Genomic DNA, 22,337 nt, shown 5'->3' with positions numbered 1-22,337 from the left:
AGATGGGAAAAATGACCATTCGACACCTTCAGGAGGGCTATCGCCGTCAGTCATTTACCATTGAGGAAGTCATCGATCAGCTTCTTGTCCGCATCAAGGAGTTTGCCGATTACAATATCTGGCTGCATGTACTGGACAAAAAGGAAATCATAACCTACGTAAAAGAGTTGGAAGCTACTGGCCCTCAAAACAAACCCTTGTGGGGAATTCCTTTTGCCATCAAGGACAATATTGATTTGGAAAAGGTACCGACAACGGCAGCCTGTCCAGCGTTTTCTTACATTCCAGAAGAGTCTGCTGTGGTGGTTCAACAGCTGATTCAGGCCGGCGCCATTCCGATCGGCAAAACCAATATGGATCAGTTCGCTACTGGATTAGTAGGGACGCGATCCCCTCATGGAGCCACAAAAAATGCCCTTAATCCCGAGCTGATCAGCGGCGGTTCCAGTTCAGGCTCGGCCGTTGCGGTCGCTTTAGGACAGGTCTGCTTTTCGTTGGGGACCGATACTGCAGGTTCTGGGCGAGTACCGGCGGCGTTGAATAATATCGTTGGGTACAAGGCAGCACTCGGCAGCTACTCAACTAAAGGTGTAGTGCCAGCCTGTGAATCGTTGGATTGTGTTTCAGTTTTCGGCAATACAACCGAAGATATTCAGCTAATTGATCAGCAGCTTTCTTCTTTAAATACAAAAACACCGGAGTTAAAATCTCCGCAAAAAGTTTTTTTGCCGGATCAGCTGGAGTTTTTCGGACCTTTTGCCAAGCTATATGAGCTATCTTGGAAGCAGACAGTGAACCATTTTAAAGAAAATACAAAGGTTGAGATTATCTCGATGGCGGAAATTCAGAAAGTTGCTCGCTCTTTGTATGAAGGACCATTCGTGATAGAAAGAGAGGTAGCAATTGGCGATTTTGCCAGCCATCACTCAGAGACGATTATCGGTCCGGTGGCAGCGATATTAAAACAAGCGCAACAAACTAATTATTCAGCAAAGCAATTATTTGAAGCGCAGCATTTTTGCCAAAAGGTTGAAGCTAAAGTGAAGCAGCGGCTGAAAGGGAGTTTACTGCTGCTGCCCACCTGTACTGGAACCTGGCGGATTGATCAAGTAATGGCCGATCCTATTTTTACCAATAGTCAAATGGGGCTATATACCAACCATTGCAATTTGTTAAATTTGAGTGCCATTGCCCTGCCGTCTCCTGTCGACAGCAAGCTGCCTTTTGGAGTTACTTTGTTCTCTGTTCCAGAAGAAGAAAGTTTGTTGAAAAGCTATGCGGCGGAAATTGAAAAGGAGCAGCAAAAAACTAAATTAGTGGTTTGCGGTCTGCATATGCGCGGTTTCCCACTTGAAAAAGACTTACTTGCTCACGGAGCAGAATTTTACGGAGAAGCAAAAACTGCAAATAGCTATCGTCTATATGAAGTGAAAACGGAAGTTCGCAAACCAGCCTTAGTCAAATGTGAAGATCATAGTGCGAAAATTGAAGTCGAAGTTTGGCAGATCCCTAATGAGATGTTAAGCAGCTTTATTCAAACAATTCCTCACCCTCTTGGCATTGGGCAGATTGAGCTAGAGGACGGTGAAATAGTATTAGGATTTGTTTGTCAGCAAGTAGATGAAACTGAGATGCATGAAATCACAGAATTTGGTTCTTGGCGAAATTATCAGCTAAAGGGGGTCTTTTAAAAGAGGTTCTAAGCAATCCATTCAAATAATTTAAAATATTAGAACTCTTGGAGTAGTCTTCAAGCAACATTAAAGGCATTTGCTTTTTGAGATTAAAACTGTTACAGAAGATTGATTTTACCATGTCTTTAAGATAGGCAATTGTGTTTCTAGTACAAAATTTTCTAAGAGATTTCAGTTCATCAATAAGTAATATAATTAAGTTGTACCATAAAAAAGGAAGTACTAGTTTTATTGTCAAGATTTAGGTATTAACAAAAATCATGTCATTCATTTTTTTTTGAATGATATGTTTTTTTATTAAATGAAATATTTAAAGAGTTAGCGCCTGACAGTATTCACAATAATTTAGACAGATTGAAGCCAACTATTAATATTGCATTATTTAAATTTTGTATAGAGAACAATGAAGGCATTGGTACAGAAATTCTTGAAAATCAACTTAAAAGAGGAAAGACTAGCGAAAGTGAAGCGTAAGGAAGAGTGCTTAGAATTATTATTATCTTATAGACATGTGAATACTTTCACTGTTATACTTTTAAACAAACGTATGTAAAGGAATGGGTTGAAATGAAGAAAATTAGTGTTGTTGGTATTGTTTTTGTGTTAGGACTTATGTTAAGTGGTTGTAGCGGAAATAAGTTGAGTGGGAATTGGGTGAAGTATTCAGACCATTCTGAAGAGACAAAAACTGTTTGGGAAATTGACGACGAGCAGAAGAAAATCATTGAAACGGAATATTCTAATGGTGAAAAAGATGATGTTACCGTTGTTAACGTGGAGATTGATGAAGACAAAGAACTTATGACAGTCTCTATGGATGGACTTACTGAAACAGTCCCTTATTCGTTGGAAGATGATAAACTTACTATTGATGATGAAACGATGTATAAAGAAGGGTCAAAAGCAGAAAAAGAAGCAAAAGAAAAAGCAGAGAACAGTCGCTTGAAATCAGAAAAAGAGGAAAGCGAAGAAAAATCTAAAGAGAAGAAACTAGCGAAAAAGGAAAATGCCTACAATAAGACCGTTGTGGCATTGGAAGAGAGATTAAACAAAGAGTTTAAGAATAAATACCAAGGAAATTGGTATTTAGGCGAAGGGATTGATACTGAATCATTCTACCCTTCAGCAAGTGTAGAGAAGTTAACATTTGCTGGCGATAAAATTTCTGTTCAAAAATCTCAGATCACTGCGATGAAAGAGAAAGACAGAGAAGTGTCAAAAGACGATGTGACAAATTATACTTTTTCAGGTATAAAATTACCAAAGAAAAATGACTACACTGAGGATAGTTCTGACTATGATTCTTCTGATGAATATGAGCTTCCAGAAACTGAAAAAGAGATCGAAGCAATCAAAACACTAGAAGATTTTGCAAACTATGAAAAGGAACATAACATTCGGAAATTAGTTTTCGTTTATCAATCAAATGGTGGGAGTATGTCTGATTCTCAACTTGTTTTAAATGTTAATGATTTGACTAACATTATTCCTGGCTATAGCTTCTCGGATGATACATACCAAAAAGAGCTGCCAACAGGGATTCAAGAGAACGATTTTGATATTTAGTAAAAAAAAATATTGTTACTAAAAAAGTAAAATAATGTGTCCTGAAAAATAATAAAAAAGCACTTCCTATTGAATTCAAAGTAGAATGAATTTAATAAGGAAGTGCTTTTTTGGAAGGCTTCTTTTTAATACACTCATTTTTAGATATAGCCATTAATTATTTCCCTTAAATGTGACTACCTAGCATCTAGCCGTTGAGCTGATCTGTACGAAGTTACTTATTGTCGCTTTTTTACTAACAACTTCACCCAGTTTATCTGTGAAAGAAGAAAACTACACATTTCCAGACGTGGGAGAAAGAGCTTCGACGTTAAACTTCCTTTTGATACACCAATTGGTTATCAAGCACTCATTTCTGATGGGCAAGAGAAGGTTAACGAAAAAATCTATTATATATTAAGTAATTTTACGCAAAATAGCCGGATAACCAATCTGATACTCATCTTAGGCTACTGATTTATTAAAGCATAAAGAAAAAATCATCTCATAACACGATTAACTAACTCAATAAAGATGGTAAAAGGTCTTGGACAAATTCAACACTATAATGATTTAGTAGTTCAGCTACTGTTCCAAGAATTTCTCTTTGTAAATGTGGTTCAATACTCTCTTCATGAAGAAATTTCATAATAAGTAAAAGCATTTCTTCTTTTGTCATTCAGACTTTCCTCCGTAATACCATATATAATGATAAAGATTCCAAATGGTATAGGATACATAATCAATAATGTATTCAGATTTTGAATAGTTCGCCAAATTCACTCTGATGAAAAAATAGGATACGTTTTGTTCCTAATTTGACTAAAATTATGCCATAAGTAAAAGACTCATTGCCGGTAGGTAAATCAACAAGTGCACGACCATCTGATGCGCCTTTTTCAGTTTTTTCTACAGCAAAGGGGGCACAAAATTTCTTAATATCAGCCCAATTATCTTTTGTATACAAAAGATAAGGTATTCCTGATTTATAATAGCATGTACCTTTTGGATGAAGTACCAGTTCTTCTTCTAAGTTCATAAGGTAATTCCTCCATTCAACTTAATACATCTATTTTCTAATTATGCCACGAACGCACTTTCGTAATAATAATATCAATAAAGAGAGAAAAATCAAGACATTAAAACTTCAAAATATTTTCGTAATATCTACTATCATACTAACCGTATTATTCGATATCACATTTGAAAATGAAATAATCATTAAAGAAGATTGAAGATAAAAAAGTGAATAATCTAATCAAATTAAGGGAAGATAGCAGTACAATCAATTTTAATTTTGTTTTAATAATAACAAGAACGTACTTTATAAAAGTCAGTAGCGACACATCAAACTTATTGGATAAAATTTGTTTCTACATAAATTTCAACTATTCCAAGTCGAAAAGCCTCAGGTAACATCTAGTAACTAGAGACTTTTTGACTTGGAATAGTTTTGAAGACTTCTAGAGACAGTCGTCATAGAAAGTTGGAACTGACAGTTGCGAATAGAAAAATTAAGTAACTTGTCGAGTGACAACAATTCAATTGCGGTTCAATGACTTTTCCAAGTTTATTTTTCAATAAGAACTATTATCCATAGGTTTCTACCATTCTTTTGTTACTTTCAAAAGTGTTGAATTGAAAGTAGTATTGTAGCTATGAAATTTAAATGGCGCATATTCCCTAAATTTGTTAATAAGCGCCTTGAAGGAACTGAATCACCAGTTAGTGTGCACTTGTTCAAACGGTAGACTGACTGTTAACTCAGCATGGAAAAAGGTCGACTTATTAATTTGAATTACTTTTTTGAGATATAGATAAGGAAGATGTTTTGAAATGAAGAAAGATAATGTAATTTGAATTTCAAAATCTTTCCTTAATCATTAACTAACGTTGGAAATAAGCAATCAATTTTATCGTTATCATCTATCATATGAACTTTCTTACACAAATTAATGCCCTCTAAGTTATTAATTCCCAGTTCAAATATACTATTAAATGTAGCTAAAATAGTTTGTTTCAAGCTATAATCTTCTGAACCTTCTGATGTATGCAGTATTTCATAAATTCTTTTTGTCTTAGTTGAAGAAGATTCGTTATGACCATAAAAGGCATCTTCAAAATTAGCTTCGCAAGCATAAATTTTTATATTGTTTTCTTTTAAGCTAAGAATTTTTCTGCAATTTGTTCTTTGTGTCTTCAGTTTAACATCAGTATTCTTATTGTTGTCAATGTCGTGAAGCACATGATAGTCAGTTTGAAATTGATTTAGTATTTTCATAAGAGTACATATTGTTGATTTTCCTCGAGCTTCAATAATATGAAATGATATGTTATAAGTCTTTTGTATATATTTCAATACAATCTTTTCGGTATTCCCTTCGATAATAATATTTTTGTTAGAGAAGAAGAATTCGTTTATATATGAATCAACGTAATTTAGAATTTTCATGTTCGCAATATCATCGCAATCAAAACTGTGTAATTTAGAGTTGAACAAGGTAATTGCATCGGGCTGATCTTTATCTATCTTGAATACATCAATTACAGTATGGTTATTTTCAAGATTTATTAAAATAGGAGAATGAGTCGTTATAATTATAGGCATAGAATCTCCAATTTGATATAAGGAAGCACTAAGTCCTCGAACAGCTTCGGGATGCAGAAATGCTTCTGGTTCATCAACTAGCAGCATCCTTTCCCCAAGGTCTCCTAAGCCTTTTTCAATAATCTTTTGGATAGTGTATATCAAACTCATCCGCTGTACACCGGTACCTTGTTCTGAAAGTAACATTGCTTCCTTTCTTGAATCGGATTTGACAGTGATCTTAGTATCAGAATTTTTAATGAAATCTCGTATAGAAAATCCCGTAACTTCACCTCCAGAAATTTTAAGTTCTAAACCTTGTTCTGTAAAAAGTGAATTAAGGACATCTGAAACATCACTGCTGACAGAGTCTAATAAACTATCTGTTTTTTGTTTAAGCTCATTCATAGCGGTTTGAATATCTGCATTTATTTTTTTTAATTGTTCTTTTTTATCTTCACTACTTTTGACGATTGCATCACTGTATATATTACTAACTATTTTGTCTATTTCTTCTGTAGTCATATTTGGGCGAATATAGTACGGTAGCTGACTAGTAATGCTAGTGGTAAATGCCTTGAGAAGTGGCTTGTTACTTTCAGGTTCTCCAGCAATAAAGATTGAAAATACTCCATTATTCCCACACTTATAAGTTTTAATTATCGTGACCTCAAAATTACCTTGTGTCTCTTCTGTGATTTTTCCTACTTTTAACAAGCCTTCCCAAATCTCTTGATCTGAGGAGTCAACAACCATATTAGCTTTGAAAATAACAGGTTGTGAAGGGTCGTTGAAGCAGACTTCTTCTATTTTATAAGGTGCCTTCAACTCTTGATAAAACCTATTTATTGCTTCTAGAAAAGTTGACTTTCCCATATTGTTTTTTCCTGTGAGAATGGTAAAAAAAGTGTCGTTTTCCAATGTACTGACTTGTTGCTCGTCTTTAATCAATTCAACACTAAAGGGATTTCCAAAAACTTTGTAGTTTTGTACAGTGAATTTTTTGAGTTTCAAATTTACATCTCCTAATGATAACTATTTTGGTTAATAATACCATAATTAAATACTTTAGTATGCAAAATGATCAATTTTATAATGTTTATGAATAATTAACCATATTTATCTTCCTTAGTCGCTGTGCCATTGCTATCGGATCAGAGAAAAAAAGGGCGAAGACTCCAAAAAATCATTGAAGGTGTACTATGCAAGAATATGCAGCCGGAAACATCGTGCTTTTAACTGCTAGGAATAGAGTGGGACTGAACACGATTGTAGAAGTATGAAATTCTACGGTTCTTCATTTATAAAAAATGAGTTTTGAGAAGTTATCCAGCAACCCAGCCAAGATCATCTGGAAGTAAATGTCACTGAGTTAGATTTGAACAAATCGATGTACTTTGGAGTTTTTCGCGATCGACGACCTGAAATGTATAATAAAATCTTATCAATGGATGCTTATTAATTGAGGTTAGGGAGTATGATAGAATTAGCTAATGCACTTGCCAAGAATAATCACAAGCACCTTACCTGGTCCGAATGACAAAGCTATACTAGAATTTAAGAAACAAATATGTTCTAAAGGGCGTTAATTGTGAGTATCGGGTAGTTATTAAGAAAGGTGTTGAGGCTATGATTCGGGATGTTGATGAGAATCTTTTTTTGTATTGGGTAGGAGGTGTTGGAGTATTGAATGTTGGTTACAGCTAGTTAGATCTGACCGAGGTGATCATTAACCGATCAAAAGACTTTCTTCATGGTATGGTAAATTTCGTAATTCGCCAATGTACAACTTGCGAAAGAACTTTCAATTGTTTCAAAAGCAATAGAAAAATGGGGAAAAGTGTTTTTAGCGAATAGCGGGGCTGAAACGATGGAAAATGGAATTAAAATTGCAAAATCATATGTGAAGCGTGAAAATATTATTGTTTTTTCTCGAGCTTTTCACTGAAGAACAATGTTCACGATGACAATGACCGCTGGGAAAGCTACAGTAAAAGCACTAGACATGTTACTTCTGGCGAGCACCGAGCGGAATATCCGTAATCTTTTCGTTTCCCAGTACCAAAAGAAGAACAGTTAAACTGAACCTTCAGAATGTATTTTGCCAGAAGATGTGGCTGCAACAGTTTAATAATCCGTGCAAGGTGAAGGAGGATTTATTCCATTACCTTTGGATTGGCTGAAAGAGTTAAGAAAAATATGTGAACAACAACTAATAACTTTGATAAAAAGGCTTGTTTTTTTGGGGGGGCTCTTTTTTTAAAAGATCGTGGATAGTTTTCAGACCACATTCTAACTCACTCATACAACAAGGAGTACAAGTTGAAATTCTTAAGAAAGAGTTCTTATTAGAATCTCCAACGGAGAATCTATCTGAGCAGAAGACCTCTACTCCTAGTTTTTTTGCCTCCAACTCGATTTCTCGACCAGAATAACCAACAGGAAGTGGGAGCCATTGAAAAAAGCTTTGGATATTCACGATATCATTTTCTACAAAAATTTGTTTGTAAAGTTTGTTTCTCTTTCTTGATGATTTTTTGTTGCCTTCAATAATTTTTTTCGCGTCCCCAGAACCTATAAGGTCGTTAATGATTTTTGAGTGAAGAAGAGATACCCCTATATCTACAGTGGTAGAAGTTTGTATGAATAATGATCGTAAATCATCTGGTGGAATTAGGAAGGCTAATCGAATTCCTGAGGCTAATGATTTTGATACTCCATGAATGTAAATAGTATTGTCAGGAATGAGTGTAGCCATGGGTGGTATAGAGTGTTCAGAAATAAATGCATATGTATCATCTTCTATGAGGAAGAGATCATGTCTCTGAATAACAGAACTTAATTTTTTTCTGCGATCAAGATGTAATGTAGTTCCTGTCGGATTTGAGCATGAAGGCATTAAGAATACGCCCCTAATATTCAGTAGGTTGCTTTTTTTCTCTAATTCATCAGGAAGCATTCCATGGACATCCGATTCAATTGAGATTAATTGAATATTAAGTTGTTTAGCCAAAGAGATAAAATTAGGGTAAGTATAATTGTCAACAGCTATTTTATCTCCTGGCTTAAATAAAGATAGGAGAGTCACTACTAGTGCATTTTGTGTGCTTGAAGTTAGAACAATACTTTCAGGAGTAGGAGAAATCCCAAAATTTGAGAGCCAAAAGCAAGCTTTAGCTTTATTATCAGAATTTAGGGTATTATCAAATTTAAACAAAATATCTGAATCACAGCTTCTTAAGATTTTTTTGGTGGTTTTAGTGATAATAGCATCAAGTTTGTAGCAAGGCTTTATTAACCCTAAATTAATTGTGAAATTATTTCTATCCAAATATCTATTTGATAAATCCACATTAGGAGATACAAACGTACCTTTACCGGTCATTCCATAAATTAGTCCTTTTGTTTCGCAAATCTTAAAGGCACGAGTTACTGTGCTAAGATTGATATTCAAGAAATCAGCGAGTTCTCGTTGTGGAGGTAATTTTGTGTTCGGTTTCAATGCTCCAGATAATATCGATTTTTCAAGAGAACTTGAAAGTGAAGCATACATTGGCGATTTTAAGCTAGAAATATCTGGTTTCCACGACAATGGAAAATTTTCAAAAGAGTTCACGGACATAAATTGACTCCCACCTAATAAAATTGTCATGCATACAATTTTATATGCACAAATAAAAAAAAGCAATGGTAAACTATGTTCTATATTTCATGTACTTACAATTTAATATTAGAACAGGAGTGAATAATCAAAATGGAAGGGAAAATTTCTCAGAAAGTGATGGATATAGAACCATCAGGTATTAGGATTATTTCAAACGCATCGGCTAAGTTAAAAAATGTAATATCACTTAGTGTTGGTGAACCGGACTTTGCAACTCCTAGCCATATTATCGATAAAGGAGTTGAAGCCCTATTTAAAGGTGAAACAAATTATACTCCAAATGCAGGATTACTTGAATTAAGAAACGCAATTAGCAAAAGGTATTATCAAAAATACAATCCAGAAACTGAAATTATGATTACAGTCGGAGGAAGTGAGGCAATATTTCTTTCATTACAGGCACTTGTTAATCCTGAGGACGAAGTTATCTATTTAGAGCCAGGATTTGTTTCTTATTTGCCTTGTATAAAATTAGCTAATGGAGTGCCAATAGCCATCCAACTATCTGAAAAAAATGGTTTTCGATTGCAGCCAGAGCAACTAGAATCTGCTATAACTAGTAAAACCAAAGTGTTAATTTTATCTTACCCACATAATCCAAGTGGAGCAATTATGGAAAAAGCCGATTTAGAGAGACTTTTACCTATAATAAAAAAGAATGACCTTATTGTTCTTTCTGATGAAATATACAGTGATATCACATATGAAAAAAAACATTTTAGTATTGCAGATTTACCAGAAATGAAAGAAAGAACATTAGTACTTAATGGATTCTCTAAAAGTTTTGCTATGACTGGATGGCGTGTTGGTTATGCATTAGGCAATGCTAGAATTATAGAGCAAATGATTAAAATTCATCAATATACAGTTGTTTGCTCAACTTCGATCAGTCAGTTTGCTGGAATACAGGCAATGGAGCACGGGCAAAAGGATACTAATGCGATGAAAGGAGCCTATCAAAAAAGGAAAAAATATCTGTATGATAAATTAATTGAAATGGGAATGAATTGTTTTGAACCCGAGGGTGCCTTTTATATGTTTCCTAATATTAGTAAATTCGGCCTTTCTAGTCAAGATTTCGCTATGAAATTACTACAGGATGAAAAGATTGCAGTAGTCCCGGGGGTTGCGTTTGGTCAGGATTGGGACAGTCATATTAGAATATCCTTTGCTGTATCGTTAGAGGAGTTAGAAGAAGCGGTTGTCCGAATTTCAAATTTTTTATCGAAATATACAGATAAATAAAATCGTATTTATAATATTTTCTATACAGTAGATGAGATTTAATAAAAGTAACTTAGTATCGGATTATTCTGGCATATACAAAAGACTCACTAATAATTTTTTAAAGAGTAATAAGTATTTTGAGCTGCTTTTTTTTAAGGGATTTTAAGTTGGAAGGTATTATGAATTACTGGAAATTGTAAAATGTTATAGATTAAATAATTATTGTAAGGTATACAATCTAATATTGTTTTTTTATGGAGGTTATTATGAAAAAAGCTGGTTTAGTTGGTGGTATGGGTCCTGAGTCTACTGTTGTATATTATCAAAAGATTGTAGATGGAGTTCGTAGGAAAATAGGTCAGGAACTTTGCCCACCACTTATAATTGAAAGTATTGATGTTTTCAAGGTTTTAGATTTATGTAAAAGGGGTAACTTCAAAGAGCTCACAAATTATCTCTCAGATGCTGTGGATACTTTAGTCAATGGTGGAGCTGATTTTGCGGTACTTACAGCAAATACGCCTCATATTGTTTTTAATGAGGTTGAACAAAAATCATCAATTCCTTTAATTAGTATTGTAGACACATGTCTAATGGAGGCAAAGAAAAAGAAAATCAACAAAATTGGACTCATGGGCACTATTTTTACTATGAAAGAAGATTTTTTCAAGACTCCATTTCTAAATCATGGAATGGATATAGTTATACCAAAAAAAGATGAGATGGATTTTATTGATGAAAAAATATCAAAAGAATTAGAACTGGGCATATTAAACATAAAAACAAAAAAAAGAATGTTGCAGATTATTGATAGAATGTATTCTGAAGATGAGATAGAAGCTGTTATTTTAGGATGTACAGAGCTACCACTAATTTTGAATAGTCAAATTACTTCTGTTCCATGTCTAGATACTTCGGAAATTCATGTAGAAGCACTCGTTTCTGAAATAATCGAATAAGAGTTGGTAAAAGTTGTAAGCATAAAAAGTTTTACTGAATGTTGAAATATGTTATTTTTTAAAAAAATTATGTGTTAAGTTCGTAATTGATAAAAAAATGTGTATCTGGAGCTCATAAGAACTACTTGTTAAGTAAACATTGAAAAAAACTTGATATGTACTTACACAACTATACGATACATTCTTATTGCGAGAGTTAAATAATGAGAATAAAATTGAAATGTCTAAAATGAGTAAAGCTTTAAACAACCTGGAGATGCCTACAAATGATAAACCGAGATAGGATATTTGACGTATCAATAATTTTATAAGAATCGCTAGCCTAGAAAATTGAACCTTCTTGTTGAAGGCGTTCAAAAATTCTTGCAAATGCCACTATAACGATATACTTGTGTAAATCTCTCATACGGATACGTGTACAGATATTTAAAAATAGCAAAAGTATACCATCGAAAATTAGTGCCCTCATAAAGTTAGACTTTCTTTTGGAGTGGAAAGAAATGTTCTGTTTTTCTTTGTATCTATTGATAATTCTGTTCTAAGCCGATTCTCTAAATTCTAACGGACTTTGCCAATTGAGTTAACCTCTCTTACGTTCAAGATTGTAGTAATGGATATAGCGATAAATAACTTGCTTCAATTCTTCAAAGGTATGATAGATTTCCTGTTTTAACAGACTGAAAAAATTTTCCATGATTGAATTATTTACCGTTCTATTCAGATCAAGGCTAGGCATGTCAAATGAAGGCTTACAATCATAAAGTGAAAGAACATAAAATCTTCCAAAGTATGTTCTGTAACCGTAAAGGATCCCGAGTAGGTGCGAATACCTTACTCAGTTTCTTGGATAGACACATCTAAAGTTTTCCCGCTTGTCAATGCATTAGGTTTCTCTGAAATAGGATTAGAGAAAGAGTAAATCTCGCTGTTAAGCTTATCTAGAAATTGGTCACAATAGAGTTTCTTTTCACGAACAATACCAGACTGGTCCAACTCAAAATATTTTTAATTCTGCTGCACCTGTTGTAATCTTTTAATGATAGAGAATTGAGTAGAATTGTAGAGATTTTCTCGAGAAAAATCGGACTTCAATTTTCAGTTTTAGAATCAAATGATGAACCTTCTTCTTACTACATGAAAGCTTTGATTTCGAAATTCTTTTGTCATATATAAACAGTCATAATTCTCATGTTTTTCTCTTAACTTAAGCATTTTTTGATTTTTTGATCTGGATTTTCTCAATCAACCCTTTTTTGTCATATATAAAATTCGCTTTGGAAATTTTCAAAGTTTCAAGAAGCTCAACTAATTTGAATGATCCTCGGAAATTGTCGATGATTCGTTCTTCTTTGTTGAGCTTTCTTTTTTTGCGACTTTCTCAATTTAAAAAAGAAACTTTCTATCTGAAGAGAATGCACCTACTTTTGAGAGCATATCTATTCTCATTCTGCTCGAAAGGTTTCCCAGTTGAAGATTAGTGCAGGATTATTTATTCCTAAATGATTCGCCACTTCGCAATAGGGCACCTTACTTGTTTGATATAGCTTTATCGCATCCAACTTGAAAAGAACAGAATAATTTTGATTTTGTCGTTTTTGAAGTAGCTCTCATTTATCGAATTCTAGATAGGCATTTATCCATTTTATACCTGTATTTTTTACTTTCCTCGTGTTTCATTGATAAATACGACGCTTGTCCCTTTCCTTTGAGGTATTCTTGAACAATTTTTAGCTTGATTTTAAAACTATATATAGCCATAAAAATACCGACCTCCAGAAGTTAGATTTTTGTCTAACTTTTGGAGGTCGGTATAAAAGCTACAGGCTTCTTTTTAAATAAAAAATAAGATTTTTTTTATTTGAAATATTTGAAAGCTCAGGAATATTCTGGTGATATTTGTTATTATTTTTCTCTATTGTTAGTCTTGTTTTACAAAAAAACAAGATTAATCAGACTCAATTAAAGAATTGTACAGCATCTTTCAGTCACTTTTTGTGTTACTTTCTAGTTAATTATAATATTTATCGATTAATCAAGCAACCTTTTTTTTAAAAAAATAAAATAAGTTGTTTCGTTTCGATTAATACTAGCCTTTTTAATGATTTTAATAAATGATTGACAAATAAGTTGTGAGATATGTACCGTCATTTGAGCCGTCACAGTGAGAGAGGAGAATAAATTTGAGTAGACGTGGTGAAAACATTTATAGAAGAAAAGATGGACGTTGGGAAGGAAGATTTCAGAAGGGAAGAAAAATAGATGGGAAAATAAAGTATGGATCGGTCTATGGTAGAACTTATCAGGAAGTTAAACAAAAATTATATCCTTTAAAAGTTGAATATGCTTCAAGAGTATTATCTCATGGAATGTGTGCAAGCCCGTTTAGTAAATGGATATATGATTGGTTAGATGATTTTCAGAGTACTTTAAAACCATCTACTTATTCAAGTTATCGGCACAAAATTGAGCATTATATGTTACCTCATTTAGGTGATCATGCAGTTAATGAGTTAACTACAGGTAAGATTCAAGATTTAGTGAATAATTGGTTTGATATGAAACTAGGTTTTGGAACAATTCAAGTAGTTTTTCAACTTTTAAAACGAATTTTGGCTTCCGCTGTAAAAAGGGATTTACTATTATTTAATCCTTGCTCTCAAGTTGTGCTACCCAAAAAAAAGAAGCAAAAAGTGCATTCATTAAATAAAGATGAGCAGGGAAGGCTTGAAGAGGTAGCAAGAAATGCTTCTGATTACAAAGGATTACCCATATTAATGGCACTTCAAACAGGAATGAGAATCGGAGAAATAGCTGCATTGAAATGGCATCAAGTTGATTTTGAAAGTAATTCTATTTCCGTGGAGCATACCTATCAGCGTATTCCTTTTTTTCATTCTGATGTACAACGAACCCAACTAGTTTACCAAGAAGCTAAAACAAATGCCTCTAAGAGAACTATACCCATGACGAGAGAAATATGTGAACGTTTAAAAAGAAAGAGACAGGAGAGTAGTACACCTTTTGTTTTTTCTTCTGGTTCTAATCCATGCGAACCAAGGTTATTAACCTACTATTTCCATCGAATGATTAGGCAAGCCAAACTAAATGGAGTTCATTTTCATCAATTGAGGCATACGTTCGCTACACGTTGTTTAGAGAAAAACTATGATATAGCCTCTGTGAGTGCACTGTTGGGTCATTCTTCTGCAAAGATGACATTAGATGTATATGCTGATTCATTGATTGAACAACGGATCAAAATTATTAGATCACTAGAAAAATAAAAAAATCGTTATTTTTTAAAATTGGTGTATTCTTTTTTTGAAATCAGAGTAAGCGCTTTCCTGGAGGACGACTATTTTCAAATTTCAAATTATACATAAACGTTTGATAAAAAAATAAAATAAAGAGATAGTTAATAGTCTAAAAAAATTTTATACCGTCAAATAATGGTCAAGAGCTCTAGAAATACCGTATTCGCAGTATATATTCTTATTTTCTTGTTTTTTTGTAAAACAAGTAAAACTAGTGTAGCTGATTTTAAGACTTTTGTGAAATGCTTTTGTTTTACTATTTCGGTATCACTGCCATGGGCATTTGATATAAAAATCTCACAAAAGAGAAGGAGAGAAAAAAGATGAAAAAAAGTAAGATCGTAGCTGGTTTATTGGGGACTGCCCTTGCCAGTAGTATTCTAGTGAACGCAGGGGTGACAGCAAGTGCGGCAACCTTTAATGGTTCTTCAGATGCCTCTGTTTCATTTAAGTCTGGTTCAATTGTTACACCACCAATTACACCGCCTATCACACCGCCGGTGACTCCACCTGCGTCAGACTTTGGATTGCTGTACGTGCCAAAAGAGTTTAACTTCCAAGAAACAGCAGTTCCAACAGCTACTGTAACAACGAATACGTCTATTCCGATCGATAGTAACTGGGAAGGTAGTCCAGCAAGTGATACTAGCGGGGCTGCGGGATCAAATCCAACAACAAAACATGTTGCGGTAGGAGATGTTCGTGGTACGCGTGCGGCTGGCTGGAAATTGGAAGCGAAGCTATCATCTGATTTAGCGGCAGGTTCTAAACCGCTGACCGGTTCAACGATTCAAATGAGTCAAAGCTTAAATGAATTAAACCCTACAACTTGGGCTAAAACACCTACAACTGTTGGTAGTGGTGTTCATGCTCCGGACACTGTCCCTACTTCAGTTTCAATTAGTACGGCTTCTTCTGTAGTTGCTAGTGCTTCAGCAGAAACATCATCAGGAGCTGCTGATGGACGAGGTGAAGGTTATTGGGAAACGGAATATACAAATATCAATTTAGTTGTACCCGCAACAGCGATGAATGCCGTTACAGCTGGAGAACAATATTCAGGAACAGTTGATTGGACATTGACTGACGCAATTTAAACGAATAACAGCAGCTGGAGATACCAGAATATCTTCAGCTGTTTTTAGGAGAGTCTTATGAAGCAACTAACTAAAATGGGGTTATTCATCTTTTTATTTATTGGGATATTTTCTTATTGTTTAGAAGGAAATGCAAAAGATAATAAACAGATTACTGATACTGAACAAAGAGCTGGATTCACAATTCATGCTGAAATTCCTGAAAATCAAGTGGATCAAGCAAAAAGCTATTTTCATTTGTTAGTTGGAAAAGATCATGAACAAAAAATCAAAGTGAAAATATATAATAATTCCGAAAAAGAGCAAACCTATAATGTAAAAATAAATTCTGCAAAGACGAATAAAAACGGGATTGTAGTCTATGACGATTTTGAAACATCTTTAGATTCCTCAATGAAGTTACCGATTACGGAAATTGTAAAGCCAGATAATGAGACCGTTACTGTTCCAGCATGGGGCGAAGGAGAGGCCGTTTTAACAATTAAGTTGAATAATCAAAGTTTTGAAGGATTAATTCTTGGAGGAGTTCATATTAGTATGAAGGATTCTGAAGAGGGCACCAAAAAAGGAATGTCTGTTACTAATCGTTATGGTTATGTTAGTGGGATTGCTTTGGTTCAAGATAAGAATACGAATATTTTTGGTAATACTGAACTGAAATTAATTAAGTTGAAACCAATGGTTGATTACGGGAGCAAGGTAATTGAAGCCCATATTCAGAATCCTAATCCTGAAACGTTTGATTCAGTAAGATTGAATGGAAAAGTAACTAAGAAGGGAAGCAGAAAAGTTCTTGCTGAACACGCCATTGATAGTGCGAGAATTGCTCCCAATTCCTTCTTGCCATTTCAAATTGATTGGGGAAAAGACACGATAACGGCTGGAACATATGTATTTGAGGGGTATGCGAAAGTAAAAGAGAAAAAATGGTCATTTAAACAAGAATTTGAGATATCAGCCAAAACTGCCCAAAAAATGAACAACCAAGCAGTTTTCAAATTGATTTTACCCGATTGGTGGAAGCAAGGGGCATTAATCTGTGGAATCTTCTCTATCTTGCTAGTGTGCTTCTTAATTTTTAGGACTGTCAGATGTACTAAAGTGGCTAAATGATTCTTAAAGCCAGGATTAAGAGTGAAAGTGAGGGGAAGAAATGAAGAAAAATAAAATGGGACGTTTTTTTCGGATTTTGACGTTGGCAATACTATTAATAATGGTAGGCGGTGTTTGCTTACCAAATACAGTAATTGGGGAAACAGAAGTTGGAGTTGGATTTGTTGAAGGCAGTTCTGGCAGTAGCACTTCTTCTTCAGATACTAAATCTACTGATACTCGAGATAGCAGCTCATCGATTAGCAGTGAAAGTTCAAAGAGCAGTGAAACAGATAGTATTTACACTAATCCGAATTCTCCGAGAGCTGGAGGAGGGACAAATAGAAATATTCCTACGTCAGAAGGGGACAGTAAGATTTTGCCTTCTACAGGTGATAAAAAAAGCAGTTTATGGTTAGTATTGGGATTACTCCTTGTTGTATGTGCGTATTCATTAAATCGTATTTATGAAAGGAGAAGACTATGAAGAAACCAATGAAAAAAGTGATTCTAGTCTCATTACTTATGGCTCTATTAATCACAATATTTCCTATAAATCATAGGACGTATGCCAATGAGATTGGTGAAGCTACTACTGAGGAGAAGAAGGAAAGTTCAAAGGAAACGCTGTCTCCAAGTGAAAGTCTGGAAGAACCAGATACCACAGAATCCTCAGGGAAAAAGGAAACGACTAAAGCCAGTGGTGAAAAAGAAAAAATAGTCAAGGAAAAAAAGGAAGATGAGGACATTAAAATCACTCCATTTGCTGCAGGACAACCACTTCGACCTGAACACATGTATATATCAAATTATAATGTTAGTTTCAGGATTCAGTATCCAACGGGAGCCCCGGTAGAAAATTTGGACGTTGTTTTAGAGTTGAAAGACAGTTCTGTTGGAGGGGGACCTATGCTTCGTTGGGACATCCATCTTGTATATAATAGTGTTTCTCAGCTTTATGAAGGTGTAATGAACTATCCGTATCAGTTTCCATTGTCATATCCAAGTGGGTACAGTAACGTTGCAGTTGGATGTAATATTAGGATAAAAAATTTAGGCTTAGCCACTTCAATTACTGAAAACTACACAAACTCCTTTTTTGGCGGTACTAGATATAGCGGTTACTGGGGAGGGAATTCTTATCCAGCAAGAGATCCTGATACCTCCGTTGTAATCGGCCCTATCGCGGGTAATCCTGTTAATCTGTATAAGCAAGCAGATCAATCGTGGCTTGGGGTCGTCAACCATGCAGGAACAGCCAGCTATCATACTACAACTGGAGAACCGGTTTCGATGACCTTTTATGTACCTGCAAATCCATACTCTCATACCGTTAACTATAACTATATAACAGAGTATATCGTGAATGAAAAAGGTGATACGATTACTGCTCCAAGCGGTTTTTGGAACTACCGACAGTGGTATATAAACACTCCGACGACATTATATGAGTTTGGTAGAACAAACGTCGTTGGACCAAAAGAAACCGATGTTCCAATGAAATATGTCGCAGGAGGAATCACCTATAACTACGAAGGGTGGTACACTGGTTGGAAGAAACCAACAACTCTAAATACTGCTCATCCAATCACTGTACCCGTTAAGCAAAATGAAGGATTCCCTGTAACGGTTGTATATAGTTCTCACGTATTGAAGACTGAGAAGTACTACAATAATTCTGGGGGATCGTTAGAATCAGGTATTCATGACACTGCGTCTCAAGAAGTGCCTTTAGATTCGACATTTACAGGAAATCCTCAAAATGTCATAAAAGCATCCAACGGAGACTATTATGTATATCAGGGATGGTTAAAAGATACTGAAATGCCAGGGGCAAATACTCCTCGCGCTGGAAAGCCAAATGAAAAAATGACGCAAAACACTGACTTCAAGTATATTTATAAAAAGTCAACACCTGCTAGAAGCATTACCATGACTCCAGATACCAAGCTTATTGACAGTGGGGATTTAGTCACTTGGACTGCTAAAGTGAAAAACACCTCGGCTGATCCTATCAATTTAGATGATAATGAAATGCGTCTGCTAGCTGTACCAGATTACGTTGCAGGGAGCACGGTAGTAGATGGCACGCCACAACCAGACTCTTTTTGGACAGGAAACTCGATTCCAACAATTGGACCTAGTGGTGAAGTCACTATTCAGTTTAAAACCCAGCACGTTGGACTGCCAAACTCATATCATGGAACGGTGATTAGTGTAAAATCTGCCAAAGTTTCTCAAGATATGGCTCGGGGAAATGTGAGAATTAAGGATAAGGACTCCAAACCAATTCCTCCTGGAGTAGATATTGGCTTGGAAAATATACCAAATAAGTTTACGTTCGAGGATGTTGTTGTTAATAATTTTTCGCAGACAGCCTCATTAAATATGAGTTCTTATGCTAGTCATACAATAAGTGATGGATTGTTTGTCCGTCTATTTGACGAAAGAAGTAGTATCCCTGGTTGGAAATTAACGGCTAAACTGGATACATTCAGGCAAACCTCTCATCCATCTCGTACATTGAGCAGTGCAGTAACAATGGATTTTAAAACGAATTTGGAAAAGGTAAATAACCCTAAAACAGCAACGGAATCCATAGATCCTAGCCCTAGTGGTAGTATTCCAACAATCAATAGTAATGTGCATCTTGTATCAAATAATACAGATGTTCTAGTCATGCACAGCCCTGTTGGAATTGGAGATGGCACATGGCAAGCTAGAATACCATTGAATAATGTAAAACTTACTCTCCCGGCGAATAGCGGAGTTGCTGGAAAAACTTATGAGTCGGCTTTGACTTGGACATTAACAGACGCACCTTAAAAAGAACAAAGGAGTAAAGGTATGAATAATTATATTTGGTTTTCGGGTATCATGGGAATTGTTTTACTCATTGGAGCGCTTGTAGTATCAATGAAAGACATCATGTTTTGCGAAAGAAACCAAATTAGGAAAGTGAAGTATCTCATTCCAAATGGCTTGTTACTTATTTGCTCCATAGGATGGTTTTTACTTACGATTTTTCTTTATCTTGCTATTCAAGAACAAATTTAAATGAAACGACTCGTATTTCATTTGTTAAAGACACTATCTAGTGTTGGCAATTATTAAAATAGGGTCAATAAATTCTAGATAGTCCGTTTGCGGATGTGGTTAAGATTTCCACGTAATCTAAATGATGATTGTGGTGATTAACCCGTCCGTATAATGATAAATCGTTACTATTTTAGTGCAGCCAATTTATTTATGACTGCTAATTGTTATGATGAGTATTTACATAAGCTGTTATACAATCATTAAAAGTTTAAACAGTAGTACGTTGACAAAAATAATTTTATTTTCCAATTACTGGAGGATTAGAAAGAAGGATTAATATGAGTCAAATTTTACTATTAACAAAAAATGTTTTAAACGAGCAATCATTTGAGAATAAATTAAGGTTATTAGGCCATGAGGTTTTCACCTCGGAAAACTTAATAGATATGTTCATATTAGAAAATTCAAACGGTAAGTTTTTAAGAATGTTTACACATGTAGTTTTGAGTGAAACCATTGCTAATAAAGAGGTAAGAGAATTAATTGAGAAATTGAAACATATTCACCTGAAAATTCTTAGAAAATCTGATGAAGAAATTGATGAGGATCAATTAAAAGAATGGGGTGAACAAGGAATAGATGATTGGATTGAAGAGAGTCCAAGCATCGAGGCACTCAGAGAAAAAATGAGCCAAGACAGAATTGTAAAAGAAGGAAAAATTATTGTGTTGCCCAAAACGTTCGAAAGACGCCCTTTATCAAATATCCATTTGAGTAGTGGAGAAATGAAACTATTCATGCTTCTTTACCAAAAGGACAAAAGAGTTGTATCACGAGAAAACCTATGTCTTCAAATGTGGGGAAGAGAAAAATGTAATTCTACCATGTCACAATTATCAGTTTTAGTGAAGCATTTGAAAGATAAGTTATCTGCTCAAGGGATAGAAGGGCCCATTGTTGAAACGTGTTGGGGACAAGGGTACAAATTACATGATACTGTTTCTGATCAATTATATGTAGAATCAAGCAGTTTAAAATATGCGAATAAGTAATTGTCTCATAGTTTTATACTGTGAATAAGTAGCAAATTTAAATATTTGATATATTAGGATCTAAAATAATATTTAGAACCACTGGAATATGAAAGATTAATTATTAAGAACTGAACACTATTTCAATATTGAAAAAAAATTTTTTCTTTTTGTATAATAATTGGATGGCAAGATTACATATAAAAGAAAGAGTTTCCGAAGGCCAGACACAATTAAGTGTTTGGCCTTTAAAAGTATAAAATACTGATTCCCCTAAAAGAAAATGATGTATTTCAAAGAACTTCTCTTTATTTTAATTAGCCCTTGCTAGTAATATATCTTCCTTTAATACACTCTTTTGATTTTTAACAGAGTACAGGTTTCATTTTGAAAACTTAATAGTGTTTGTATTCAATGTAAGGACTAATCGTTCATTGATAATTGAATACTGTGTGTCAGGTACTAAAACTTTCAAAACGAGCCAAGACAGGATTATCGCCAAGACGAGTTACTGAGCGGAAAACTAATTGCTGTCTATCATAGGCCAATATGATGCAACGACTTTTGAAAGCATAATGAGACTTCTGTGAAGCTCGGCATAAAAAGCGGAGAGGTGAAAATCCTATGTTCTTCTGATAGCAAAGAAGAAGCCTGACAATATCAAGAACACAAAAGGAGGATAAGATGAATATATTTATCGGATTACTACTATTTTTCGTGGGAGGATTCATCGGTGTAGCGACAATGTGCATGGTACAGTTAGCTGGTGAAACTGATCGAAGAATGGCAGAATTTAATACTGAAAAACGTAAATCTGACTTCTAGACTTTGGAGGATTTATGACAAAAAATTTTGAAGAGATGGTGAGTGCTAAAGACTTAATCGAATTAGGGTTTAAGCCTTATCAAGCAAAACAAATCATTAAAGAATGTAAAGAATATTTAGCAAATATTGAAGGAATAAGCTTCTATTATAATCGACAAGTTGCCATTGTACCGGCCAGAATTTTGGAAAAATTATTCGGCATACAAATTGGTTGAAACGCGGTAACATTAAGTTAAGCTTATTCCTCAATACACTTAAAGGGT

General features: G+C 34.5%; 17 protein-coding genes and 2 pseudogenes. 14 read left to right on the top strand and 5 right to left on the bottom strand.

Annotated features, from left to right (window positions below):
* Positions 1 to 2 precede the first annotated feature (2 nt).
* The gene (gene atzF, locus IGI52_RS07770; protein WP_438780934.1) at positions 3 to 1,691 is read left to right on the top strand and encodes an allophanate hydrolase; all 1,689 of its coding nucleotides are present in this window, start codon (positions 3 to 5) and stop codon (positions 1,689 to 1,691) included.
* 570 nt (positions 1,692 to 2,261) lie between these two features.
* On the top strand, positions 2,262 to 3,260 hold the full coding sequence (locus IGI52_RS07765; protein WP_438780932.1) for a hypothetical protein: 999 nt from the start codon (positions 2,262 to 2,264) through the stop codon (positions 3,258 to 3,260).
* 499 nt (positions 3,261 to 3,759) lie between these two features.
* Here the strand turns inward: IGI52_RS07765 and IGI52_RS07760 are convergent, their stop codons facing one another.
* From IGI52_RS07760 to IGI52_RS07750, 3 genes are all read right to left on the bottom strand, one after another.
* Positions 3,760 to 3,918 (bottom strand): hypothetical protein, encoded by a 159-nt coding sequence (locus tag IGI52_RS07760; protein WP_438780930.1) that lies wholly within the window; start codon positions 3,916 to 3,918, stop codon positions 3,760 to 3,762.
* Positions 3,919 to 3,993: 75 nt separating this feature from the next.
* Positions 3,994 to 4,278 carry a hypothetical protein gene (locus IGI52_RS07755; protein ID WP_438780929.1) on the bottom strand — a complete coding sequence of 95 codons (285 nt, stop codon included), beginning with the start codon at positions 4,276 to 4,278 and terminating at the stop codon, positions 3,994 to 3,996.
* An 837-nt stretch (positions 4,279 to 5,115) separates the two neighbouring features.
* The gene (locus tag IGI52_RS07750) at positions 5,116 to 6,840 is read right to left on the bottom strand and encodes an ATP-dependent nuclease (protein ID WP_438780928.1); all 1,725 of its coding nucleotides are present in this window, start codon (positions 6,838 to 6,840) and stop codon (positions 5,116 to 5,118) included.
* 784 nt (positions 6,841 to 7,624) lie between these two features.
* Here IGI52_RS07750 and IGI52_RS07745 point away from each other — a divergent pair.
* Positions 7,625 to 7,774: pseudogene (locus IGI52_RS07745) on the top strand (aspartate aminotransferase family protein); the annotation flags it as partial.
* A 264-nt stretch (positions 7,775 to 8,038) separates the two neighbouring features.
* Here IGI52_RS07745 and IGI52_RS07740 read toward each other — a convergent pair.
* On the bottom strand, positions 8,039 to 9,448 hold the full coding sequence (locus IGI52_RS07740) for a PLP-dependent aminotransferase family protein (protein ID WP_438780926.1): 1,410 nt from the start codon (positions 9,446 to 9,448) through the stop codon (positions 8,039 to 8,041).
* Positions 9,449 to 9,580: 132 nt separating this feature from the next.
* Between IGI52_RS07740 and IGI52_RS07735 the strand changes: the two genes are divergently transcribed.
* Positions 9,581 to 10,735 (top strand): pyridoxal phosphate-dependent aminotransferase, encoded by a 1,155-nt coding sequence (locus tag IGI52_RS07735; RefSeq protein ID WP_438780925.1) that lies wholly within the window; start codon positions 9,581 to 9,583, stop codon positions 10,733 to 10,735.
* A gap of 248 nt (positions 10,736 to 10,983) precedes the next feature.
* Positions 10,984 to 11,676, top strand: a complete 693-nt coding sequence (locus IGI52_RS07730; RefSeq protein ID WP_438780924.1) for an aspartate/glutamate racemase family protein — start codon at positions 10,984 to 10,986, stop codon at positions 11,674 to 11,676.
* Positions 11,677 to 12,256: 580 nt separating this feature from the next.
* Here the strand turns inward: IGI52_RS07730 and IGI52_RS07725 are convergent.
* A pseudogene (locus tag IGI52_RS07725) lies at positions 12,257 to 12,382 on the bottom strand (IS3 family transposase); the annotation flags it as partial.
* Positions 12,383 to 13,856: 1,474 nt separating this feature from the next.
* Here IGI52_RS07725 and IGI52_RS07720 point away from each other — a divergent pair.
* The 9 genes from IGI52_RS07720 (at position 13,857) to IGI52_RS07680 (ending at position 22,289) form a co-directional block, all read left to right on the top strand.
* A complete protein-coding gene (locus IGI52_RS07720) occupies positions 13,857 to 14,960 on the top strand; it encodes a tyrosine-type recombinase/integrase (RefSeq protein ID WP_438780923.1) in 1,104 nt (367 codons plus the stop codon).
* 353 nt (positions 14,961 to 15,313) lie between these two features.
* Positions 15,314 to 16,087 (top strand): WxL domain-containing protein, encoded by a 774-nt coding sequence (locus IGI52_RS07715; RefSeq protein WP_438780922.1) that lies wholly within the window; start codon positions 15,314 to 15,316, stop codon positions 16,085 to 16,087.
* A 57-nt stretch (positions 16,088 to 16,144) separates the two neighbouring features.
* Entirely contained in the window at positions 16,145 to 17,200 is a 1,056-nt protein-coding gene (locus tag IGI52_RS07710; RefSeq protein WP_438780920.1) for a DUF916 and DUF3324 domain-containing protein, read from the top strand.
* A 40-nt stretch (positions 17,201 to 17,240) separates the two neighbouring features.
* Complete coding sequence (locus tag IGI52_RS07705; RefSeq protein WP_438780919.1) at positions 17,241 to 17,666, top strand: LPXTG cell wall anchor domain-containing protein; 426 nt, start codon at positions 17,241 to 17,243, stop codon at positions 17,664 to 17,666.
* Positions 17,663 to 20,005, top strand: coding sequence for a WxL domain-containing protein (locus tag IGI52_RS07700; RefSeq protein WP_438780918.1), 2,343 nt, complete (start codon positions 17,663 to 17,665; stop codon positions 20,003 to 20,005). Before IGI52_RS07705 ends, IGI52_RS07700 begins: the two co-directional genes overlap by 4 nt.
* A gap of 21 nt (positions 20,006 to 20,026) precedes the next feature.
* A complete protein-coding gene (locus tag IGI52_RS07695) occupies positions 20,027 to 20,236 on the top strand; it encodes a hypothetical protein (RefSeq protein WP_438780917.1) in 210 nt (69 codons plus the stop codon).
* 320 nt (positions 20,237 to 20,556) lie between these two features.
* Positions 20,557 to 21,270 carry a winged helix-turn-helix domain-containing protein gene (locus tag IGI52_RS07690; protein WP_438780916.1) on the top strand — a complete coding sequence of 238 codons (714 nt, stop codon included), beginning with the start codon at positions 20,557 to 20,559 and terminating at the stop codon, positions 21,268 to 21,270.
* Between the two features lie 663 nt (positions 21,271 to 21,933).
* On the top strand, positions 21,934 to 22,074 hold the full coding sequence (locus tag IGI52_RS07685) for a DUF3789 domain-containing protein (protein WP_438780915.1): 141 nt from the start codon (positions 21,934 to 21,936) through the stop codon (positions 22,072 to 22,074).
* Between the two features lie 14 nt (positions 22,075 to 22,088).
* Positions 22,089 to 22,289, top strand: coding sequence for a DUF3173 family protein (locus tag IGI52_RS07680; protein WP_438780914.1), 201 nt, complete (start codon positions 22,089 to 22,091; stop codon positions 22,287 to 22,289).
* Positions 22,290 to 22,337 lie beyond the last annotated feature (48 nt).

The sequence above is a fragment of the Enterococcus sp. DIV0187 genome (assembly GCF_051713785.1).
Lineage (GTDB): Bacteria > Bacillota > Bacilli > Lactobacillales > Enterococcaceae > Enterococcus_A > Enterococcus_A avium.
This window is presented reverse-complemented; position numbering and strand designations above follow the sequence as displayed.